24 protein-coding genes are annotated in these 22,875 nt (G+C 27.5%); 17 read left to right on the top strand and 7 right to left on the bottom strand.

What is annotated here, in order from left to right:
* The first annotated feature begins 39 nt into the window (after window positions 1–39).
* Complete coding sequence (locus ACH5BK_RS05220) at window positions 40–450, top strand: DUF3010 family protein (RefSeq protein WP_404305140.1); 411 nt, start codon at window positions 40–42, stop codon at window positions 448–450.
* 38 nt (window positions 451–488) lie between these two features.
* Here ACH5BK_RS05220 and ACH5BK_RS05215 read toward each other — a convergent pair whose 3' ends face one another.
* Window positions 489–2,657 (bottom strand): methyl-accepting chemotaxis protein, encoded by a 2,169-nt coding sequence (locus ACH5BK_RS05215; protein ID WP_404305282.1) that lies wholly within the window; start codon window positions 2,655–2,657, stop codon window positions 489–491.
* A 269-nt stretch (window positions 2,658–2,926) separates the two neighbouring features.
* Entirely contained in the window at window positions 2,927–3,940 is a 1,014-nt protein-coding gene (locus tag ACH5BK_RS05210) for an NAD(P)-binding domain-containing protein (protein ID WP_404305138.1), read from the bottom strand.
* A 135-nt stretch (window positions 3,941–4,075) separates the two neighbouring features.
* Between ACH5BK_RS05210 and queF the strand changes: the two genes are divergently transcribed.
* From queF to ACH5BK_RS05190, 4 genes are all read left to right on the top strand, one after another.
* Window positions 4,076–4,453, top strand: a complete 378-nt coding sequence (gene queF, locus ACH5BK_RS05205; protein ID WP_404305280.1) for a preQ(1) synthase — start codon at window positions 4,076–4,078, stop codon at window positions 4,451–4,453.
* An 11-nt stretch (window positions 4,454–4,464) separates the two neighbouring features.
* Window positions 4,465–5,124: a DNA-binding protein gene (locus ACH5BK_RS05200; protein WP_404305136.1), complete on the top strand. Its 660-nt coding sequence runs from the start codon at window positions 4,465–4,467 to the stop codon at window positions 5,122–5,124.
* A 314-nt stretch (window positions 5,125–5,438) separates the two neighbouring features.
* Window positions 5,439–6,338, top strand: coding sequence for a DMT family transporter (locus tag ACH5BK_RS05195; RefSeq protein WP_404305134.1), 900 nt, complete (start codon window positions 5,439–5,441; stop codon window positions 6,336–6,338).
* 4 nt (window positions 6,339–6,342) lie between these two features.
* Window positions 6,343–6,750, top strand: a complete 408-nt coding sequence (locus tag ACH5BK_RS05190; RefSeq protein WP_404305132.1) for a YqaA family protein — start codon at window positions 6,343–6,345, stop codon at window positions 6,748–6,750.
* Here ACH5BK_RS05190 and ACH5BK_RS05185 read toward each other — a convergent pair.
* On the bottom strand, window positions 6,747–7,643 hold the full coding sequence (locus tag ACH5BK_RS05185) for an RluA family pseudouridine synthase (RefSeq protein WP_404305130.1): 897 nt from the start codon (window positions 7,641–7,643) through the stop codon (window positions 6,747–6,749). The two genes, ACH5BK_RS05190 and ACH5BK_RS05185, sit on opposite strands and share 4 nt — an antisense overlap.
* A gap of 147 nt (window positions 7,644–7,790) precedes the next feature.
* Between ACH5BK_RS05185 and purB the strand changes: the two genes are divergently transcribed.
* The 4 genes from purB (at window position 7,791) to ACH5BK_RS05165 (ending at window position 12,908) form a co-directional block, all read left to right on the top strand.
* The gene (gene purB / locus ACH5BK_RS05180) at window positions 7,791–9,119 is read left to right on the top strand and encodes an adenylosuccinate lyase (RefSeq protein ID WP_404305128.1); all 1,329 of its coding nucleotides are present in this window, start codon (window positions 7,791–7,793) and stop codon (window positions 9,117–9,119) included.
* 77 nt (window positions 9,120–9,196) lie between these two features.
* Complete coding sequence (locus ACH5BK_RS05175; protein ID WP_404305126.1) at window positions 9,197–11,581, top strand: ribonucleoside-diphosphate reductase subunit alpha; 2,385 nt, start codon at window positions 9,197–9,199, stop codon at window positions 11,579–11,581.
* Window positions 11,582–11,658: 77 nt separating this feature from the next.
* Window positions 11,659–12,690, top strand: a complete 1,032-nt coding sequence (locus ACH5BK_RS05170; RefSeq protein WP_404305124.1) for a ribonucleotide-diphosphate reductase subunit beta — start codon at window positions 11,659–11,661, stop codon at window positions 12,688–12,690.
* Between the two features lie 71 nt (window positions 12,691–12,761).
* Window positions 12,762–12,908 (top strand): hypothetical protein, encoded by a 147-nt coding sequence (locus ACH5BK_RS05165; RefSeq protein WP_404305122.1) that lies wholly within the window; start codon window positions 12,762–12,764, stop codon window positions 12,906–12,908.
* A gap of 20 nt (window positions 12,909–12,928) precedes the next feature.
* Here the strand turns inward: ACH5BK_RS05165 and ACH5BK_RS05160 are convergent, their stop codons facing one another.
* The gene (locus ACH5BK_RS05160) at window positions 12,929–13,420 is read right to left on the bottom strand and encodes a hypothetical protein (RefSeq protein ID WP_404305120.1); all 492 of its coding nucleotides are present in this window, start codon (window positions 13,418–13,420) and stop codon (window positions 12,929–12,931) included.
* Between the two features lie 110 nt (window positions 13,421–13,530).
* On the opposite strand from ACH5BK_RS05160, the gene ACH5BK_RS05155 reads away from it, so the two are divergent.
* The 4 genes from ACH5BK_RS05155 (at window position 13,531) to ACH5BK_RS05140 (ending at window position 15,906) form a co-directional block, all read left to right on the top strand.
* Window positions 13,531–13,794 (top strand): hypothetical protein, encoded by a 264-nt coding sequence (locus ACH5BK_RS05155; protein WP_404305118.1) that lies wholly within the window; start codon window positions 13,531–13,533, stop codon window positions 13,792–13,794.
* Between the two features lie 191 nt (window positions 13,795–13,985).
* On the top strand, window positions 13,986–14,372 hold the full coding sequence (locus tag ACH5BK_RS05150) for a VOC family protein (RefSeq protein WP_404305116.1): 387 nt from the start codon (window positions 13,986–13,988) through the stop codon (window positions 14,370–14,372).
* Window positions 14,373–14,492: 120 nt separating this feature from the next.
* Window positions 14,493–14,912: an Hsp20/alpha crystallin family protein gene (locus ACH5BK_RS05145; protein WP_404305114.1), complete on the top strand. Its 420-nt coding sequence runs from the start codon at window positions 14,493–14,495 to the stop codon at window positions 14,910–14,912.
* Between the two features lie 67 nt (window positions 14,913–14,979).
* Window positions 14,980–15,906: an AEC family transporter gene (locus ACH5BK_RS05140; RefSeq protein ID WP_404305112.1), complete on the top strand. Its 927-nt coding sequence runs from the start codon at window positions 14,980–14,982 to the stop codon at window positions 15,904–15,906.
* A 24-nt stretch (window positions 15,907–15,930) separates the two neighbouring features.
* On the opposite strand, the gene hcp is transcribed toward ACH5BK_RS05140, so the two are convergent.
* Window positions 15,931–17,256: a hydroxylamine reductase gene (gene hcp, locus ACH5BK_RS05135; RefSeq protein ID WP_404305110.1), complete on the bottom strand. Its 1,326-nt coding sequence runs from the start codon at window positions 17,254–17,256 to the stop codon at window positions 15,931–15,933.
* A gap of 154 nt (window positions 17,257–17,410) precedes the next feature.
* On the opposite strand from hcp, the gene ACH5BK_RS05130 reads away from it, so the two are divergent.
* The 3 genes from ACH5BK_RS05130 (at window position 17,411) to ACH5BK_RS05120 (ending at window position 20,600) form a co-directional block, all read left to right on the top strand.
* Window positions 17,411–18,784, top strand: coding sequence for a sensor histidine kinase (locus ACH5BK_RS05130; RefSeq protein ID WP_404305108.1), 1,374 nt, complete (start codon window positions 17,411–17,413; stop codon window positions 18,782–18,784).
* A gap of 28 nt (window positions 18,785–18,812) precedes the next feature.
* Window positions 18,813–19,553, top strand: coding sequence for a hypothetical protein (locus ACH5BK_RS05125; protein ID WP_404305106.1), 741 nt, complete (start codon window positions 18,813–18,815; stop codon window positions 19,551–19,553).
* A 306-nt stretch (window positions 19,554–19,859) separates the two neighbouring features.
* On the top strand, window positions 19,860–20,600 hold the full coding sequence (locus ACH5BK_RS05120) for a hypothetical protein (RefSeq protein WP_404305104.1): 741 nt from the start codon (window positions 19,860–19,862) through the stop codon (window positions 20,598–20,600).
* A gap of 80 nt (window positions 20,601–20,680) precedes the next feature.
* On the opposite strand, the gene ACH5BK_RS05115 is transcribed toward ACH5BK_RS05120, so the two are convergent.
* On the bottom strand, window positions 20,681–20,986 hold the full coding sequence (locus tag ACH5BK_RS05115; RefSeq protein ID WP_404305102.1) for a monooxygenase: 306 nt from the start codon (window positions 20,984–20,986) through the stop codon (window positions 20,681–20,683).
* Window positions 20,987–21,052: 66 nt separating this feature from the next.
* Between ACH5BK_RS05115 and ACH5BK_RS05110 the strand changes: the two genes are divergently transcribed.
* Entirely contained in the window at window positions 21,053–21,481 is a 429-nt protein-coding gene (locus ACH5BK_RS05110) for a MarR family winged helix-turn-helix transcriptional regulator (protein ID WP_404305101.1), read from the top strand.
* On the opposite strand, the gene ACH5BK_RS05105 is transcribed toward ACH5BK_RS05110, so the two are convergent.
* Window positions 21,478–22,698: an NAD(P)-dependent oxidoreductase gene (locus tag ACH5BK_RS05105; protein WP_404305099.1), complete on the bottom strand. Its 1,221-nt coding sequence runs from the start codon at window positions 22,696–22,698 to the stop codon at window positions 21,478–21,480. The genes ACH5BK_RS05110 and ACH5BK_RS05105 overlap by 4 nt on opposite strands.
* Window positions 22,699–22,875 lie beyond the last annotated feature (177 nt).

The raw sequence follows: 22,875 nt of genomic DNA, 5'->3' as shown, positions 1-22,875 counted from the left end.
ATATATAATCTCTTTATATTTTTCAAAAAAGGATTTAATATGAAGTTATGTGGAGTAGAATTAAAAGCAAATAATGCAATTTTTTCTGTATTTGAAAAAAATGATGATGATATAGTAATTTATATTGATCTTAAAATAAAAAAAATCACTTTAGATGATGATGAATCTTTTGAAGATATAAAAACTTTTTCTAATAATGTAAATGACTTTTTAAAAGATAATAAAATAGAAAAAGTATTTATAAAAAAACGAGCAAAGAAAGGTAACTTTGCAGGTGGTGCAGTTACTTTTAAAATGGAAGGAATTATTCAGTTAAATGATATTTGTGATGTAACTTTAGTTTCATCTCAAAGTGTAAACTCTTTTGAAAAGAAAAATATGATTGAATTTCCAAAAGAATTAAAAAAATACCAAGAAGGTGCATATCTTACCGCTTTAGCAGCAGCTTAATTTAAATATCTAGTTTTGTCAAGAAAGTATGAACTTTCTTAACTATCTTTATTAAAACTTTTTGCTTTTACTTGATTTTTACCTTCAAACTCTTTTTCATTTGCTTTACTTACAACTAACTTAGCAATTTTATCTGTTTGCACAGCAACATCATGTGTTTGTGATGCAACTAGTGCATTTTGTTGAGTTTGTCTATCTAAACTTATTACTGCATCATTTATTTGCTCAATGCCTGATAACTGTTCATTTGAAGCATTTTTGATATCATCAATTAAGTTTGTTGTTTGATATATATTTTCATTTAGAAGTTTATATCCTTCTATCATATCAGCAGCTATATTTTTCCCATCTAAAGCTTTTTGTGTTGCATTTTCAACTAAATCTTTAATCTCTTTTGCAGCTTCAGCACTTCTTCCTGCTAGGTTTCTTACTTCTTGAGCTACAACTGCAAAGCCTTTTCCTGCTTCACCTGCTGTTGCTGCTTCTACAGCTGCATTTAGTGATAAAATATTTGTTTGGAAGGCAATTTGATCAATTACAGTAATTGCTTCATTGATTGCACTTACTTGATGATTTATTTCATCCATTGCAGAAGTAGTTTGTTTAGCTAGTTCTTCACCTTTATTAGCTGATTTATTTACTTCATTTGAAAAGTTAGACATTTGTGTAATATTTTCTGTATTATGCCTAATATTACTTGTAATTTGCTCTAACGAGGCAGCTGTTTCTTCTAAACTTGTTGCAGCTTCATTTGAACTTTCATTTAATTTATCTACATTTACAAGTAGAATATCTGAACTATCATCAAGTGTTAAACCATTTGATTTATTGTCAAGTAACATTTCAGTTATTGAATCACCTAGATTATTTACTCCATCAGCTAGTTTTAATAAGTGTTCTTTTAAATCTTTTTTATCAATTTTATTTAAGTAGTTATAGTTTGTATAATCTTCTAAAACATCTAAAACATTATCTATATTTGTTTCAAGGTTATCTGCCATTTTGTTTAATACATCTTTTAATTGCATTAAAGCAGGATTATCTACACTAATATTAAGCCTTTGACATAAATCACCTTGTTCAAATTCACTTAAAACTTCAATTGTTTCATCAATTAGTTGTCTATCTTCTTGAATACTTTTTTGAGTTTTTTCAATGTTTTTATTTATTATATTTGCCATTTGACCAAATTCATCTTTAGTATGTATATTAATTTTTTCAATAGAGTCTGATTCTCTATTTAAATATTTGAAAAATGAATTAAGTCCATTATTTATATTACTTAAGGATTTTAAAGATAGTTTTAAAGTAGTAAAAATAGATGTTGAAATTAAAATAAGTGATAATATTGATAGGCCAATTATCATATACATAGTTTTATTTGCTTCTTCTAAAACTTCATGTTCTTTTGTCCCTGCAACTATCAACCAGTTCCATTCTTTAAACTCTTGAAAAAATACATATTTTATATCGTCTTCCCATTCATACTCTAAGAAACCTTGTTTTTTTTCTAGCATATTTTTTATAAAATAATCACCATTTTTATCTTTTAACTCAAGCGCTGATTTTGATTTTAAAGTAGGATGTAAGATAAATTGGCCGTAAGAATCACCTTTTTTACTATTTACAATATAATAGTATCCTGTTTTAACAACTTTTCTTTTTTCAATTTTTTCTTCTAAATCTTTAATATCTTTTGTGATATCAAAACCAATAAAAGCAATACCTATAATTTTATTGTTTTTTATTAGAGGAATATATTTAGTCATATATGCTTTTCCAAATAAAATAGCTTTTCCTAAATAATCTTTTCCTTGTAACACTTTTTTATAGCCAGGATGGTTTTTATTTAACTTAGTACCTATTGCTCTTTTACCATTTTGTTTTTGTAAACTTGTTGATACTCTAATAAAATCTTCACCTTTTTTTACAAATATTGTTGCAACAGAACCATTTGTCATTTCAGTAAATTTATCAACTAATTCAAAATTCATATTTACAATTTGATTATTAATCTTTATTGTAGGTGTTTTTAAAGTATCCACTTTAATTAAATCATTTTGATTAATTTCAACTTTTTCAATCATCCCCATAAAAATAGAGGCCATTTTATCAGCACCTGATTTAGTGACATTATTAAATATTTCAATATTTTGAGTTAATAGTGAAACTTCTTCATGAATAGACTTTTTAGTATTGTTTTTCATAGAAGTAAATGTATTATCAACTATAAGATACGTTTGTAAACTCATTGATAATAATATAGTAGCTATTGAAACAAAGAGTAATTTTCTAATTACTGATTTTTTAAGATAATCCATCTTTATCCTTTATAAATAATTTTATTATGTTGAAAATAAAGATAGAATAATACCTTAAAATAGTATCTTTTTAGTAACAAATATGAGTAAAATTTACAATTTTTATAAAAATAATTAATTTATGAGAGATAAAGCACCTAGTGCTTTATCTAAATTTAGTTTGAAGTATTTAAAACGCTAGCTACTTTTTCAGTATGAGAGAATATTCTTCCTCTTTTTCTAATAATATTATTTACAATATGATATCCATGATTTAAAGCAATAGCAATTGATCCACCTGATTTAAATGCAATGTCTCCTGCTACATAAACACATTTTGCTGATGTTTCTTGGTGCTCATCAAAAATTGGTTGATTATTTTCATTTACTTCTACACCACATGATTTTAAGAAATCAACAGGTGTTGTTCCACCAATTGCATAAATTACTCTATCATAAATTACTGAAAACCCATCATTGAAATTAACTTTTACTTTTCCTGATTCATTTTCTAAAGATTCAATATCAGTATTCATTCTAAGTCTTAGTTTTTCTTCACCATGATATTTATTTAAAATCTCTTCATTAGTTTCATTTAATCTTGAAAATTCAGCTTTTCTATAAACCATAGTTACATTATTGTTTTGGTCAGCTAAATCATAAGCATATTCAGCTGCTGAGTTTCCTCCTCCAACAACTAAGATCTTTTCATTTGAAGAACACTTATCAAGGTTAAAGTTTACATTTGCTTTTATTGATGGTGGAATCTTATATGAAGGTTTATTTGGTTTTCCCATTTTTCCAATAGAAATTACTGCATTTTTACTTTTTACAAGTCCTGCACTTGTATGAATATGTAAAAGTTCATCTACTCTTTCAATTTTTTCAACCTCTGTATTAAACATAGAATCGATTTTTTCAGTATCTAGTAAGTCATCGAAATAATCTAAAGTTGTTTCTTTTGTACCATCAAAAAAAGATACATTTCCTTGTAGTTCCGTTACTTGACCTTTATAATCTTTATCCACTCTTTTATTATCTTTATAAAATTTTCTAATTGTATTAGAGTGGTTATCTGTTTTTTCAATAAGTAAAATTTCTCCAACATTATGAGCTGAAGCTTCAATAGCAGTTCCAATACCACCTGGACCACCACCGATAATTACAATATCATATATTTTATTTGTCATAATACTCTCTTATATTCTTAAATTTTGTGGATTATACTTAAATTCACGTTTTTTTTCAATTAGTAACATTTGTAAGTAAGATTTTGATAAAATCTGCTTAAATTAATTATTATAAAGGTTATAAAAGATATGGAAATGAAATATGGTGAAAAAGAAATTATTGAATTTGATATAAATAAAGAAGAACACTTTTGGCCAAATACAAATAAAAAAAATTATATAATAGATATTGAATTACCAGAATTTATGGCAAAATGTCCAAGAAGTGGATATCCTGATTTTGCTACAATAAAACTTCAGTATACTCCAAATGAAAAAGTAATTGAATTAAAAGCTTTAAAAATTTATATAAATACTTTTATGTATAGAGAAGTTTCTCATGAAAACTCGGCAAATGAAATTTTTGATACTTTATATGAAAAATTACAACCTAAATGGATGAAGGTTATTGCTGATTTTAAACCAAGAGGAAATGTTCATACTGTAATTGAAATCGATAGTGCAAAAATGTAAGGAATAAAACCTTGGAAAGATTAGTTACTACCTCTCAAGCTGCCCAAATATTGGGTCTTTCTTTACAAGGTGTACACTATAGAATAAAAAAAGAACAACTAAAATCTATCAAAAAATCAGGACGAACTTATGTTTATATAACTGATGAGATGGAAAAAACTGCTTCAACAACAAGTAATATCAATGTTGAAGCAGTTAAAAACTCTACTCAAAAAGAAAATAGAGCCAATGAAGAACATATTCAGTCTATAATTGAAGTAAAAAATGAACAAATTTTACTTTTAAAAGATTCTATGAAATGGATGAAAAAACAATATAAATCAGAGATCAATAGACTTGAAAAGAATCAAAAGAAAATAGTTAAGGTTTTTAACTCAGAAATTAAACTTCTACAAAGTGCTTTTCATGAAATGAGAACAATTTACAAAAATCAACCAGTACCATTACAAAATTTTCAAGTAGCAAATGAAAATAATACTTCAAAAAGTAATAGTTTAGAACTTATTACACTCCAAGAATTTTCTGTTCTTATGAAAAAATACAATAAAACTCAAAAAGAGATAAAACTTATTATCTTTAAAGCCATTCAAAATGGTGATAATAGATTTATATATAATAAAAAAGAGAAAAAACTTTTAATTTTAAAGTCTGATTTTAAAGATTTAGTTTAAATTTAGTAAATTAATTGTTATTAGATTTTGTGATAGTGCAAAAAAAAGAGTACTTTAAAAAAAGTACTCTTCTCCAGATACCCAAACACACCATTAAGAGAGGTGCCTTGCTGTGTTCCCACCCTGGGGCGTTATCTCAACATAACGATTGTAAGGGTCTAAAGAAGAGCACTCAAAATATTTAAAATATTCTCAGTGTTCCTCTTTAAGAGCTGAAATTATACTCAATAAAACTTTAACTTTTTATAAATTTATTTTTTTATTTGGAATATAAGATATAATTTCAAAAAAATTTCATATATAAAGTATAAAAATTGACAAAAAATTTTAATTTGATTGGTGTTTTATCGCTTATTTTTGCGATGTTTATTTGGGGTAGTTCATTTATTGCTTTAAAATCAGCAATGAATGATTTAGCTCCTTTTACTGTAATATTTATAAGAATGCTTGCTGCTTCATTATGTTTTGTGTATTTCATAAAAAGCTTTTTGAAGTATGATTTTTCAAAAAAAGATATAAAATATATTCTTTTACTTGCTTTATTTGAGCCTTGTTTATATTTTATTTTTGAAGCAAAGGCTTTACAGCTGACATCAGCTTCACAAGCAGGAATGATAGCTTCTTTAATGCCTCTAATAACAGCTATGGCAGCTGGTTATTTCTTAAAAGAGATTATTACAAGAAAGCTTATTTTAGGTTCAGCCTTAGCAATGCTTGGAGTTATTAGTTTAAGTGTAAATGCAAGTACAAGTGTAAGTGCTCCAAATCCTTTGTTAGGTAACTTTTTAGAGCTTTTAGCTATGAGTTGTGCAGCTGGTTATACTATCGTTGCAAAATACTTAACTCATAAATTTTCAGCTTTATTTATTACTGCAATTCAGGCTTTTATTGGTTGTATATTCTTTTTTCCTTTTTTCCTTTTTGAGTATTTTACTACACCTATGGTATTTTCAGTGGAAGCTTTAAGTTGGACAATTTATTTAGGTGTTGTAGTAACTTTAGGGGGATATGGCTTATACAATTTTGCTCTTACAAAAGTAGATGCTTCAAAAACTGCTGTTTTTGTTAACCTTATTCCCGTATTTACTTTAATTTTAGCATTTTTAATTTTAGGAGAAAAATTAACTTCTTTTGAATTAACTGCATCAGCTGTAATTTTAGCAGGAGTAATTCTTTCTCAAATGCCACCTTTAAAAAGGAAGAAAAAAGCTTAGTTTGATGGTATATTTAACTCTTTTTATATCAGCATTAGTATCTGCTACACTTATTCCTTTTGGAAGTGAAGCTTTATTAATTTATGATATTAAAGAGGGGTATAACCTTTATTTATTGCTTTTCTTTGCTACTTTTGGAAATAGTTTAGGTTCAATTATAAACTATTTTTTAGGTTTAAAAGGTGAGCAGTTTCTAGTAAAAAAGAAGCTATTAAATGAAAAAAGAGTTTTAAATACAAAAAACTATTTTGATAAATATGGAGCTTGGTGTATTTTACTTTCATGGGTTCCTATTATAGGTGATCCAATTACTTTTATAGCAGGAGTTTTAAAATTTAATTTAAAACTCTTTATTTTACTTGTTGTTATTGCTAAGTTTTCAAGATATGCTTTTATAGTACTTTTGATTTAAGAGTTAAACTCATTTAGAATATCTTTATTTTTAGAGAAGATTTTATAAATCACGCCTTGGAATGTAAACTCTAAATAGTTAGCATGAAGCCAAAGTCTTGAACCTTTTGTTTCTTTTTCTCTTATACTTTGTTCTAAAGTTTTATTTAAATATCCCTCTGCAATATCATCATCAACTCCATAAATTGGATCACCAATAATTCTATGCCCTATTGAGTATAAATGAACTCTAATTTGATGTTGTCTTCCTGTTATGGGTTGAGCTTCTACTAAAGTGATATTTTTTTCTTCATTATATTTAATGGGTTTTATAATAGTACAGGATTCTTTACCTTCATTACCCGCACTCATTCTCACACCAATATTTTTTCCTTCTTTTTGAAGTTTACTATCTATAGTTATTTTATTTTTTATTTCACCCTCAACTATTGCAAGATATGATTTATGATACTCTTTTGTTTCAAACATATCTTTTAATTGCTTCTCTGATTTTTTGTTTTTTCCTACAATTACTAGTCCTGATGTTTCAGCATCTATTCTATGAATTAAGTTTGCATCTTCTCCAAAATGATACCTTATTTCATCTAACAATGAATATTTAGTATTCTTTGAAATTGGGTGTACCATAAGGTTTGTTGGCTTATCAAAAATAGCAAAGTTTTGAAACTCAATTAAAGGCTTTAAACCCCTTGTAGCACCCTCAAAAACAGCCATGTATATGTAATCTGTAGGGATTAAATCTTTTGGTTTTAAAACATTCATGTCTTCATCAAATATTCTTCCACGAGACGCGTATTTTTGGGCTTTTGTATGATGTATTGTTAAGTTTTGGAGTAGAAAAAGACTAAGCTTTTTACCTTTTTGTGCTTCAATTTTTTTTAAAATAAACGGCAAATTTATTATCCTATAATTTTTTTCTAAATAGGGTAAAATCTATCTTTTTTTTAGCTATATTTTTGTCTAATTTAGATAACATATCATACATAAATTAACAGAAAAATTTAATAAAAATATAAAACATTGATAATAAGGGATTTGTAGATGGTTGAAAGATATGCAAGAGAAGAGATGTCAAAACATTGGACGCAACATGCAAGATATGCTGCATGGCTTGAAGTTGAAAAAGCAGCTGTAAAAGCATGGAACAAATTAGGACTTATTCCTGATAAAGATTGTGAAAAGATTGTAAAAAATGCAACTTTTTCAGTTGAAAGAATTGAAGAGATTGAAGCAGTTACAAAACATGATTTAATTGCTTTTAATACAAGTGTTTCAGAATCTTTAGGTGATGAGTCAAGATGGTTTCACTATGGAATGACTTCTTCTGATGCTGTTGATACAGGTGTTGCATTACAAATGAGAGATTCTTTAAAAATTGTAATTAAAGATGTAAAAATGCTTATGAAATCAATCAAAAAAAGAGCAAAAGAGCATAAATATACTCTAATGGTAGGAAGATCTCATGGTATCCATGGTGAACCTATTACATTTGGTCTTACTTTATGTGTATGGTATGATGAAATGGCTAGACATCTTAAAAATTTAAAAGAAACAATGAAAGTAATTTCTGTTGGTCAAATCTCTGGTGCTATGGGTAACTTTGCCCATGCTCCTTTAGAACTTGAAGAGTATGCAATGAAAGAATTAGGTTTAAAACCAGAACCTTGTTCAAATCAAGTTGTACATAGAGATAGATACGCAAGACTTGCAACAGCCTTAGCCTTATTAGCATCAACTATCGAAAAATTTGCTGTACAAGTAAGACATTTACAAAGAACAGAAGTTTATGAAGCTGAAGAATATTTTGCAAAAGGTCAAAAAGGTTCTTCTGCAATGCCACATAAAAGAAATCCTATTTTAACAGAAAATATTACAGGACTTGCTAGAACAATTAGAGCTTATGCAAACCCTGCAATGGAAAATGTTGCGTTATGGCATGAAAGAGATATCTCACACTCATCAAATGAAAGATTCTGGTTACCAGATGCATTTATTACAACTGATTTTATGCTTCATAGAATGAACAATGTAATTGCGAACTTAACTGTAATGCCAGAAAATATGATGAAAAATTTAAACTTAACTGGTGGTTTAGTATTCTCTCAAAGAGTATTATTAGAATTACCAAAAGCTGGTGTTTCAAGAGAAGAAGCTTATAAAATTGTTCAAAGAAATGCTATGAAAGTATGGGCAGAGATTAAAGAAGGTAAACCTACAGTAAATAAAAAAGGTGAGTCTTTATACCTAGGACACTTATTAGCTGATAAAGATTTAAGAGCAAAATTAAGTGAAGAGCAAATTAGAGAATGTTTCAACTATGATTACTATACTAAAAATGTAAATGCAATTTTCAAGAGAGTTTTTAAGTAATCAAATTATTAAATAAAAAAGTTTTCAAATAATTTATAAAAATACAAACAAATTTTAAATATTAGAAGGTAATAAAAATGGCAATTATGATTCAAAAACGAAATGGTCGAAAAGAGGTTTTAGATATTACTAAAATCCAAAAAATGACTATTGAAGCAACTGAAGAGTTAGATGGAGTATCTCAAAGTGAATTAGAACTTGATTCACAAATTAAATTTGTAGACGGAATGAAAAGTTCTGATGTACAAGATGCACTAATTAAAACAGCAGTAGAAAAAATTGATATAGATGTTCCAAACTGGACATTTGTTGCTGCAAGATTATATTTATTTGACCTATATCATAGAGTTGGAAAAGAGACTCATGGTATCAAAGGTGAGCCTTATTGCCATTTAAAAGATTACCTAAAATATGGAAAAGAAGCAGGTAGATTAATTCCTAATCTTGGTGAGGGATATGATTTAGATGACTTAAATAATCACATGGATCCTTCAAGAGATTATCTTTTTAATTACCTTGGAATTAAGACTTTATATGATAGATATTTAATCAAAAATAAATATGGTAATCCAATTGAATTACCACAACAAATGTTCATGGCAATTGCTATGTTCTTAGCTCAAAATGAAGAAAATAAACAACAAGCAGCTAAAGACTTTTATGATGTAGTATCTAAATTTGAAGTTATGCTAGCAACTCCTACTTTATCAAATGCAAGAACAAATAGACATCAATTATCTTCTTGTTATATTGGTTCAACACCTGATAATATTGAAGGGATTTTTGACGCATATCATGAAATGGCACTATTATCTAAATATGGTGGTGGTATTGGTTGGGATTGGAACCAAGTTAGATCTTTAGGTGGTGTTATTGATGACCATAAAAGTGCTGCTGGTGGTACAGTTCCATTCTTAAAGATTACAAATGATGTAGCTTTAGCTGTTGATCAACTAGGTACTAGAAAAGGAGCTATTGCTGTATATCTTGAACCTTGGCACATGGATATAGTAGATTTTATTGATCTTAAGAAAAACTCTGGGGAAGAAAGAAGAAGAGCACATGATTTATTCCCTTCTTTATGGATAACTGATTTATTTATGGAAAGAGTTTTAGAAGATTCTCATTGGACTTTATTTGATCCTTATGAAGTAAAAGATTTATCAGAACTTCATGGTGATGCTTTTAGAGCTAAATATTTAGAATATGAAGAAGATGAAAATATCACAAAAGATAGAATGAAAGCAAAAGATTTATGGAAAAAAATCTTAACTTCTTATTTTGAGTCAGGTTCTCCATTCCTTTGTTTTAAAGATAATGCAAATAAAGCAAATCCAAACTCTCATGTAGGACATATCAGATCTTCTAATCTTTGTACAGAAATTTTCCAAAATACAAACCCTAACCACTATAAAATTAAGTTAGAGTTTGAAGATGGTTCTATTGAAACTTATGAAGAAGAAGACTTAATTACTGTTGATGGTGGAATTCAAAAGAAAGCCAACAAAGTAACAGCACTTGATTCAATCAATGGAAAAAGAATATTTATCGTAGAAAAAGATAAAACAGATGGTGATACGGCTGTTTGTAACTTAGCTTCTGTAAACTTATCAAGAATAAATACAAAAGAAGACATTGAAAGAGTTGTTCCTATTGCAGTAAGAATGCTTGATAATGTTATTGATTTAAACTTTTATCCATTAAGAAAGGTTAAAGCAACTAACTTAAAATCAAGATCAATAGGTCTTGGAGTAATGGGTGAAGCTCAAATGTTAGCTGAACATCAATTAGTTTGGGGAAGCGAAGAACACTTTAAAAAGATTGATCAAATTATGGAAGCAATTTCATATAATGCTATTAAGTCATCTTCTGATTTAGCTACTGAAAAAGGTATTTACCCTACTTTTGAAGGTTCTAAATGGAGTCAAGGTATTATGCCTCATGACCATTCTCCTCAAGCTGTTAAAGCATTAGTAAATAGAGACTTATTTGACTCAGCTTATGATTGGGAAGAGTTAAGAGAAAAAGTTAAAAAAGATGGTATGAGAAATGGTTACCTAATGGCAGTGGCACCTACTTCATCTATTTCAATCTTAGTTGGTACAACTCAAGCAATTGAGCCTGTATATAAAAGAAAATGGTTTGAAGAAAATTTATCAGGTTTAATTCCTGTAGTTGTACCTAAATTAAGCCCTGAAACATGGTCTTATTATACGCCAGCATTTGAAGTTGATCAATTAAATGTAATTAGAGCAGCTGCAATTAGACAAAAATGGATTGATCAAGGTCAGTCAACAAATATCTTTATGAGTTTAGATAAAGCAAGTGGTAGATATTTACATGAAATCTATACACTAGCTTGGAAACTAGGTCTTAAATCAACATATTACCTAAGAAGTCAATCTCCTGAAGCTAATAATGATGTTGAAGATAGAAGTATGGAGTGTGCAGGTTGTCAATAAGATAACCTTACACTTTTTTCATACAAAAAATAAAAAGAAATTTATAAAATAGATTAAAAACTTAGAGGACAATCCTAATGGATAGAAAAACGATATATAACCCACAATCAAATGAAAACTTAACAGATAGAAGAATTTTTGGAGGAAATCCAGATGGTATGATTAACTTTACAAAGTTAAAGTATCAGTGGGCACTAAACTTATGGGATACAATGGAAGCAAATACATGGTTCCCTAAAGAAGTTCAAATGACAGGTGATGCAAAAGATTATAAGTATCTTACTCCTCCTGAAAAAAGAATGTATGATTTAGTATTATCACAATTAATTTTTATGGATTCATTACAAACAAACAACTTAATGGATAATATCAACCCTTATATCACAGCTCCTGAGGTTAATGCTTGTTTATCAAGACAATCTTATGAGGAAGCAAACCACTCTAAATCTTATGCTGTAATGGTAGAGTCAATTTCTGATAATACAGATGAAATTTATAATATGTGGAAAACAGATTTAAAATTAAGAGAAAAAAACAATTATATAGCTGATGTATATAAAAGTTTAACAGCAGGAGATGGAGAAGAAATTACTGATGAAAAAATTCTTCTTGCTATGTTTGCTAATCAGATTTTAGAAGGTTTATACTTCTATGCAGGTTTTGCAGCAATGTATGCTCTTGGAAAATCAGGAAAAATGCTTGGTTCTTCTCAGATGATTAGATTTATTCAAAGAGATGAAGTAACACATTTACTTTTATTCCAAAATATGATTAACTCTGTTAGAAAAGAAAGACCTGATTTATTTACACCTGAATTAGAACAAACTGTAAGAGGTATGTTTAGAAAAGCCGTAGAACTAGAAGCTTCTTGGGGTGCATATATCACTCAAGGGCAGATTTTAGGATTTACAGATGCTATTATCACTCAATATATTCAGTATCTTGCAGATAGAAGATTAGAAGCAGTTGGATATAAACCAGAATACAATGTAAAACACCCTATTCCATGGGTAGATGGTTATGCTTCATTTAATGACCAAAGAACAAACTTCTTTGAAGGGAATGTTGTTAACTATTCTAAGGGTTCAATCGACTTCGACGATTTTTAATAGGTCTTTTTCTCAAAGGGAGTGTAAAAATTTAAGCAAACTCTGCATTGAAGCAGTACTTAGGAGAGAGTTTGAAAAATATATTTGTAATTCTTTTGATTGTTGTATCTATGGGTTATATGGTAAATATTTTAGTTAATAAATACAACACTATTATAGAACAAGAACAACAGCAAAAACAAAAGGCTTTAGGACAACAGCCGGCTCAAAAGAAGTAAAGAAGAAAATCTATTCTTCTTTATTCAAACTCTTTATCTATATTGTGATAGTACTTGTTAATTCCATTAAATCCCTCAAGGAAGTATAAGAAGTGACCTACTGTTCTTATTTCATCTTCTGTAATTTTACCCTTCATACTTGGCATAGTATCAAAGTGTCTTATTACAGCTTCTAAGCATATAGTTTTTTTAATATCAGGGTTATAAAGATAATCCACTAAAAAATCACCTGTTTCCATAAGTTGAAACTCTATATCATCTTTACTTCCAATTTGACTTTTTAATCTATATGATATTTCATTTCCTGTTGGGGCTTTTAGATTTAAAAGTTTATTATTTTCTTCTACGAAATTTTTCATAAGTAAACCTATATTCATAGACTTTTTATGACATTCACTACATTTTTTATCAAATATCTGCTCCCCTTGATTATAAAGCTTTCTATCAAACTCTTCAGGAGGGGAAGCAAAAACAGCACTTATTAAAACTATTATTGTAAGCAATGTTTTCATAGTATCTCCTTTTAATTATTCTAACATAAACATGAGTAAATTACTATATTATATAGCTTCAAGGTATAAAAACATAAAATACAAATATTTAATAGAAATAAGGATTTATGATGATAAAACAAAAAGTAAAAGACTTTTTAGATAAACAATTAGTAGATTTTACAAACTTTAGATATGACTTTGAAGAAGATGGTGAGTATTTGTATGTGATATTTAATGAGGCTTTTGGAGAGCAAGTAGATATTGAAACTACATTTAAAATTATTAAAGATACATTATACTTTCATTCAACATCATTTGGTTGGAAAGCTGTTGAAAAAGGAAGTGGAAATAAGTTTTTTTGGATTGAAATAACTAAAGAAAGTAAAATATAAATTTATAACTAAATAGTTATTGGGTAATCAATATGAAACCAAAATACTTTATAATACTAGTATTTATTAACAAAGGAATACAAATGACAAGTTATGAAAATATGAAGTTTTTTGGTTTATGTGCAGGAGTATACTCTTTTGGTATATTTATGGGATATCTTTCAATAGCTTTTTAATATAAGGTATAAAAAATGATTAATATAAATAGCTTAGATCATTTTGTATTGACTGTTAAAAATATCGATAAAACAGTTGATTTTTATGAAAAAGTTTTAGGTATGAAAAAAGAGATTTTCAAAGAAAATAGAGTTGCTTTGAGATTTGGAAATTCTAAAATTAACTTACATCAGTTAGGGAAAGAGTTTGAGCCTAAAGCTTATAATGTGAAAGAAGGTAGTGCAGATTTATGTTTTATTATTGATACTCAAATAGAAGAAGCAAAATTATATATTGAATCTTTAGGTATTGAAATAGAAGAAGGAATAGTTCAAAGAACAGGTGCAAAAGGTTTGATAAATTCTATTTATTTAAGAGATCCAGATAAAAATTTAATAGAGTTATCAAATTACATTAATTAGCACTCATTTTAATTAATTGCTAAATATATTAGCACTTACTCTTGACAAGTGCTAAAAAATTTGTTAATATTTCATCAAGAGTTGATAAAACTCATATAAAGTTAATAAAAGGAGATAGAAATGTTAGTAACTAAATTTGATCCATTTAAAGATTTTATGAATATGCCAAGTCTTATGACTTACAATAATAAAGGTAATGATACAGGAATCAGTACTTTTGCTCCAAGTGTAAACACAAGAGAAGGTGAATATGCTTATCATATTGATGTTGATTTACCAGGTATGGAAAAAGAAGATATTAATATTGATATTAAAGATAGAACTCTTACAATTTCAGGAGAAAGAACTTTTAAAGATGAAGTAAAAGAAGAAGATTATTATAAAGTTGAAAGTTCATTTGGTAAATTTCAAAGAGTATTTACACTTCCTGACAATATAGATGTAGAAAATATAAGTGCTTCAAGTCAAAATGGAGTTCTAGAAGTAGTTTTACCAAAGATTAATGAAGATGAAACAAAAAGAAAAATAGAAATTAAATAACTTGACTTATGTATAAAAAATGTGATATATTCTTTCCTTGACTGTATAGTCAAAGTTAGGAGAGAGTATGTCACTGTTTTTTATAATCTTACTTAAGATTTTTCCACTTTATATAAATATAGTTTTAGGCTATATATCTACAAAATTTTTAGATGTAAAAAGAGAGTCAATTGCTAATATATTGATTTATATTTTAGGTCCTATTGTTGTATTTTCAGCAACCCTTAGTGTAAAGATTGATTTATCAATTCTGTTTTTACCAGTCTTTTTATATCTGTTTTGCTCTATCATTGCTTTTTTGTCTCTGTTTATTTGGGGTAAATCATGGAATGACCCAACAGGAAATATTTTAGCATTTAGTGCAGGAACTGGAAACACTGGTTATTTTGGTATTCCTTTAGCTATTATATTCTTCCCTCCCCATTTAGCTGATATTTATATATTTACTGTTTTAGCTTCACTTTTATATGAAAGCACAAGTGGTTTTTATGTAACAGCAAAAGGCAATTTTACAGTAAAACAATCAATTATGAAAATGTTGAGACTTCCTATTTTATATGCTTTTGTATTAGGTATAATTTGTAACTTAATAGGAGTTCAAATACCTGAGGCTATTAGTGCATATACAGGGCAATTTAAAGGGGCTTATGGAATTTTAGGAATGATGATGTTAGGTATGGGACTTATTGGTCTTCAAAGAGGAAGTGATTTAGATACAAAATTTATTTCTATTACTTTTATATTGAAGTTTATTTTTTGGCCTTTAGCAATGCTTGCAGTAATTTATATAGATAAAACTTATGTCATGTTTTTAAATGAAGATTTATATAAAGTCTTGTTTTTATTTTCTATAGTACCTCTTGCAGGAAATACAGTAACTTTAGCAGTACTTTTAAATGCAAAACCCCAAAAGGCTAGTTTTACTGTTATATTAAGTACAATTGTATCAATATTATATATTCCTGTAGTTTTAGCTTTATACGGAGGGTTTTAAATAAAAGAGCCTAAGCTCTTTTATTTATGCGCAAAGAAGTTTTTTCAAATCGTCTTTTGCATTTGTTGTAAGTGTTAAGTTGAAGTTTTCAGATAAGAAGTTGAAAATATCTTCATTTACAAATTGTGGAGGTTTTGGCCCTAAGTAAATATCTTTTACACCTAAAGAGAATAATGCAAGTAAGATAATTACAGCTTTTTGCTCCATCCATGATAATACGATTGATACTGGTAAGTCATTGATTGGAGTATCTAATGCATCACTTAATGCTTTTGCGATTTCTACTGCACCATAAGAGTCATTACATTGTCCTAAGTCTAAGTATCTAGGAATTCCTGTACCTTCGATTTCTCCAAAGTCAATATCATTGAATCTGAACTTACCACATGAAGAAGTTAAGATTACTGTATCTTTTGGTAAGTTTTCAGTTAATTCTCTGTAGTACTCACCTGGTTTACCTGGAGCATCACATCCTGCTACTACGAAGAATTTCTTGATTTTACCCTCTTTTATTGCTTTTAAGATTTGAGGTGCAAGTGTAAGAACTGTTTTGTAGTTATGACCTGTTGTTAAAGTCGTATCTTCATTTAAGTCAATACCATTAGCGCTTGGACAGGCTAAAGTTTTTTCAATTAATTCATCAAAGTTGTAATCTTCAATTGGAGTAGAACCTTCAATACCTACGATTTTGTGAGTAAATACTCTATCAATATAAGTGCTGTTTTTCTTTGGCGGTACAATACAGTTAGTATTAACTACAAATGTTCCAGGGAATTTTTCCATTAGTTTTGCTTGGTCAAACCATGCTTTACCAACATTTCCTTTTAAGTGTTTGAACTTTCTTAACTCTGGGTAACCGTGAGCTGGTAACATTTCAGAGTGAGTATAAACATTGATACCTTTATCTTCTGTAGCAATTAATAGTTTTTCAAAGAACTCTAAATCGTGACCAGAAACTAAAATAGCTTTACCTTCTACTTTGTTTTGAGGTACAACTACAGGAGTTGGGATACCAAATTTGTTAGTGTGCGCTTCACCTAAAAGGTTCATTACTTTAACACCAGCAGAACCGATTTTCATAAGTTGATTTACGTGATCTTGGAAGTTGAAGTTTACGTTTGTAAGTGTGAAGTATAATGTTTCAGACATTACATCATCAATCTCTTTTGTTTGCTCTGGTTTAAAAGTATTTAAATGCTCTCTATATGCACTAAGACCTTTAAGACCAAAAATCATAATATCTTGTAATCTTGCTAAGTTTTCATCCTTACCACATGTACCTACAGTTGCACCAGTGCTACCACAACCACCCTTTTGACTCATTTCACATTGATAACAAAACATACTCATATTTTAATCCTTTTTATTTATTATCTTTAAATTTTATGAAATTATATGTGTATTGTAAGAAGAAAACATTGATATTAATCAATGAAATATCAATTATAAAGTTGAATTATATTTTTTATTATAGTAAAATAATTATTTAATATTGGAGTTAATTATGATTTATCAAAATGTTTATAAAAACCAAATTTTACTTTTTATAATTTTATCTTGTATCTCTTTTTTTATTTCAATTTTTTCAATAATAAGAATCAATGAAAATATAGAAAATCAAAAAGATATTGATAATATTATAGTTTTATCTGAAAAAGTTCGTTACTACGATGAGGTTCTTACTATGTCCTCACGAATTGCTTTATATGATAATACTTTATATTGGACAGATAGATATTATAAAAATGTAAAAAAGCTTGATAAAATAATAGCTCAAATAGAGAAACAAATGCCTATTGTTAAGGATAAATTAAAAGAAGTAGAAGAAGCTAATATAAAATTAGTTGAATTTGAAGAAAAAGCTTTACGATTAGCAATAAATAAAAAACATTTAGAGGCAAAAGATTTTTTATTTTCTAAAGAGTATATTGAAGCTAAAAATTTATATAGTTCTTCTCTTGAAGAAGCATTAAGTTTATTAAATAATGAAGCAAATAAAATAGAAAAAGATTTTGATGAGAATATAACAATATTTTCAACAGTTATTATATTTTTTATAATACTAATATTTCTTTTTTCATACTATATTTTTAAGCATTTAATATTTAATAATGATAAATTAGAAAAAGAAGTAAAAGAACAAGTATCAAACATAAGAAAAAAAGATTTAATCTTGATAGAACAATCAAAACTAGCTTCATTAGGAGAAATGCTAGAAAATATAGCTCATCAATGGAGACAGCCTCTAGCTATTATAGGAACTTCAGTTTCAGGAATGAAATTAAAAAAAAGTTTTAATGAATTAGATGATGAAATTATTGATTATTCTTTAGACAAAATTTCAAAAGCTGTAAGTCATTTAAATTCTACTATTGATGTATTTAGAGAGTTTTATAAAAGTGATGAAAAAAAAGATTTTTCTTTAGATAATATGTTAAAAAAAACACAATCTCTATTAAGCTCAAGACTCAATGAAAAAGATATAGTTTTAGATATTAAATTTAAGGACTATATAATTTTAGGAAGAGAAAATGAATTAGTTCAAGTAATAATGAATATTTTAAATAACTCAATTGATGAGTTAGAAAAGATAAAAAATAGCAAAAAACTCATAAAAATTGAGACTACAAATGATGAAAAGTATATATATTTAAATATTTTTGATAATGCAGGAGGAATTCCAAATAGTATCATTGAAAAGATTTTTGATTATAAATTTAGTACTAAAAAAGAAAAAGATGGTACAGGAATTGGTCTTTATATGAGTAAAACAATTATGGAAAAGTTAAAAGGCTCAATTAGTGCAAAAAATCACGAGTTTGAATATGAAGGTATTAAATATAAAGGTGCTTGTTTTATTATTAAAATTAAAAAATAATATAAAAATACTAAATAAGGATATTAAAATGCAAATAGGAACTAATTATAATAGTTATCAAACAATAAATAGTCAAGTTTCAGCAAATAAAAGTGAATCTAATGCAAAAGCAGAAGAAACACAAACATTTTCATCACTTATGGATAGTGAAAAAGTTGAAGAGAAAAGCGAGATATTAGAGTATTTAGATAAATATAAAGCCTTTGATAGTTTAAATGAAGAGGATGCAAAACTATTTAGAGAGCTTTTATCAGATGGTAGTTTAGATGATGAAGATATGAAAAAGTTATCATTTGAACAAACAAAAACAATGCATGGGATTGTCTTAAGAGATTGGTCAGGTAATATGGATTTACCAATAATAGGAGTATTAAAAGGAAAATCTTTTGATTTATTAGCATCAGCTACTTATACAGGGGATGATAAGTTTAATAAGGTTTTATATAAAACGATGAATGAAACCGAAGATTCTAGAGTTAGAAGTAACTATTTTAGTATGTTATGGTTAAACCTATCTCAACTTGCCTCAGGTAAGGAGGCTTTACCTGGATTTCAAGAAGGAGCAAATATTGGAAACTTTGCTGGGTTTGGACCTCATAATAAAGATGATGTAAATATCAACTTTGAAGAATTTTTATATAACTATACAGCAAGACTTCAACAAGATATGAATAGTACTAGAGATAATATAGATATATTTAAACAGTATAAAAGGGTAAATGATTTTTATACAAAAGTATTAAATAACTATGTTAACTACAGTGAGTAAAGATAAATAACATAAGGCTTTCACCTTATGTTTATTTTTACTTAATACCTGCTTCAAATTTTAGAGATGTACCATCCTAAACTTTTAGGGTATCTTTTAAATCTACATCTGTTATAGAAGATACAGAACTAACAGGGATTTTAGGAACAAAAAACTTATATTTTTCATGAAATAAAATCCTTTTAATAGTCATAGTTTCTCATAAGTAAGCATTTATACTTCTATTTAATATTAAAACAAATAAAGAAGTAAGTAAATTAATATATAATATTATAAAATATAAAAATACTAAATAAGGATATTGAAATGCAAATAGGAACTACATATAATAGTTATCAAACAATAAATAGTCAAGTTTCAGCAAACCAAAGTGAATCTAATGCAAAAGCAGAAGAAACACAAACATTTTCATCACTTATGGATAGTGAAAAAGTTGAAGAGAAAAGCGAGATATTAGAGTATTTAGATAAACACAAAGCCTTTGATAGTTTAAATGAAGAGGATGCAAAACTATTTAGAGAGCTTTTATCAGATGGTAGTTTAGATGATGAAGATATGAAAAAGTTATCATTTGAACAAACAAAAACAATGCATGGGGTTGTTTTAAGAGATTGGTCAGGTAATATGGATTTACCAATAATAGGAGTATTAGAAGGAAAATCTTTTCATTTATTAGCAGCAGCTACTTATACAGGAGATGATAAGTTTAATAAGGTTTTATATAAAACGATGAATGAAACCGAAGATCCTAGAGTTAGAAGTAATTATTTTAGTATGTTAGCAATGAACTTATCTCAACTTGCTTCAGGGAAGGAGGCTTTACCTAGTTTCCAAGAAGGAGCATCAATAGGAAACTTTGCTGGGTTTGGACCTCATAATAAAGATGATGTAAATATCAACTTTGAAGAATTTTTATATAACTATACAGCAAGACTTCAACAAGATATGAATAGTACTAGAGATAATATAGACATATTTAAACAGTATAAAGAGGTAAGTGATTTTTATACAAAAGTATTAAATAACTATGTTAACTACAGTGAGTAGTATATAATAATCTTAAAATAGGTGTATGTTTTAGATTGAATATAAAAATAGTATTTTACACCTATTTTAGATTTTAATTCCTAAAGAAAAGTAGACTTGCTAAGTTTACTTAACTCTTCATTTACTTCAAAAATCTTACTTCTTAGATTTGTGTATCCAAAAGCTTCTAGTCTTGCTGTGTGTTTTTCTAAATATCTTTTTGCATCATCAAGATTATCAAAAAGATAAACTCCTCCTGCTTCTTTTGTATCTTTATTTTCTGTCCATAATTTAAATATTAATCCATTTTCATTTGCTATGTCTTTTGCTAAATCATTCATAGCAGTAGTTAATTCATCACTAAAAGGTCCTTCATGAGGAAAGTCAATTTGCATAAGGTATTTCATGTTATACTCCTAAAGTTTTATTGTAATGATACATAAAAAGTATTAAATTGTCAACTAGGTTTACAAATGTCACTATGTTTTTTATCTTTAGAAACGGGAAAAGTTTTTAATGAATTGATTTTAAAAGAGTTAGAAAAAGTTGGTTTTTTAGACCTTTCAAGTTCACTTATATTGATTTTTCCATATATAAAAGAGTATGAGAATATTTCTATTTCAAATTTAGCAAAAAAGCTTGGATATTCAAGACAAGCAATGCATAAAAATCTCAAAAAACTTGAAGAATTAGGTTATTTAACCTTTGTTCAACAAGTAAACAAAAAAGAAAAATCTATTTTATTGACTGATAAAAGTGAGGTTTTAATTGAAAAAGCAGATAGGTTTATTGAAGAAACTCAAAAGAATCTTTCTAAACTTATAGGAAAAGAAGATTTAGAAAAATATATTGAAGTTCAATCAAAAATTTTTGATTTTTTAAATGAAAAAAATAAAGCTTAAGAAGCTTTATTTTTAGGTGGAAGTGTAGATATATATTCTTCTATTACTACAGAAACTTTTTTAGAAAAAGCAACAGCTTCAACTACTGTTCTTGCACCTGTTACTACATCTCCTGAGGCGAAAACACCTTTTCTTGTAGTACAACCATTTTCATCACTTTCTAAAAGACCATCATCTCCTAAGTATAAACCAGCATTATTTTTTACAATTAAATCTCTAGCTGTTTGAGATATGGCAACTAAAATTGAATCAGCTTGCTCAAAACCTTGTATCTTTTCTTCTTGAGGGTTTGTTGTTTCATATTTTATTCCCTCTGGCGTAAACTCTAAAGGGGATTTAAATAGATTAAATTTTACTCCATCTATTTTTGCATGTTCAATTTCTATTCTTTCAGCAGGCATATTTTCTTCATCTTTTCTATACATGATTTGAACTTCTCTTGCCCCACTTCTAATAGCTGTTCTAGCAACATCCATAGCAACATTTCCTGCACCTACAACTATAACTTTTTTTCCTAGGTCATAAGATTTTGGAGTTTTTAAGTAGTCAATAGCAAAGTGTACATTTCCTAAACTCTCACCTTTAATACCTAGTTTTTTTGGTCTCCATACACCAGTACCTATAAACACAGCATCAAAGTCATCTCTAAATAAATCATCAATAGTGATATTTTTACCAATCATAATATTTTTTCTAATTTTAACACCAATTTTAAGAAGATTTTCTTCTATTTTATCAAGGATTGTTTTATCAAGTCTAAAATCAGGAATACCAAATCTTAAAACTCCTCCAATCTTATCATTTCCTTCATACATAGTGACACTATAGCCTTTTAAAGCCATAATCATAGCAAGGCTTATACCAGCAGGTCCTGAACCAATAATAGCTATATTTCTTCCAAGCTGTTTTGGTTTTTCAAATTCTCTATAATTCATATAGTAAGTTGAAATATAGTTTTCAATTCCACCTACATTTACAGGAGTATGCTTTTTATTTAAAACACAGTGACCTTCACAATGTTTCTCATGGGGACAAACAAGTGAGCAAATAATTGATAAGGGATTGTTTTCAAATACTTTTTGTCCTGCTTCTTTTATGTCTCCTGCTAAGAATAATCTTATCATTTCAGCAATTGGAGTTCCAACAGGACATCCTTTTTGACATTTTGGTTTTTTACAGTCTAAACATGTTTGAGCTGAATTTATAATATGTTGCATCTAAATCCTTTGCTATATTTTTTATATATTATAGCTAATGTATGATATTTTTATAATAATGTAAAATTTTTAAACTATTTTTATAATATAAGTAAAAATTTATTTTAAAAAAACTCATTGTTACAGTTATTTTTTATAAATTTTATATATAATATATGTTTTAAATAACTTACCTTT

Source organism: Arcobacter sp. YIC-80 (genome assembly GCF_044841725.1).
Classification (GTDB): Bacteria; Campylobacterota; Campylobacteria; order Campylobacterales; family Arcobacteraceae; genus Arcobacter_B.
The sequence above is the reverse complement of the archived record's forward strand: the minus strand, read 5'-3'. Positions and strand labels throughout refer to the sequence as shown.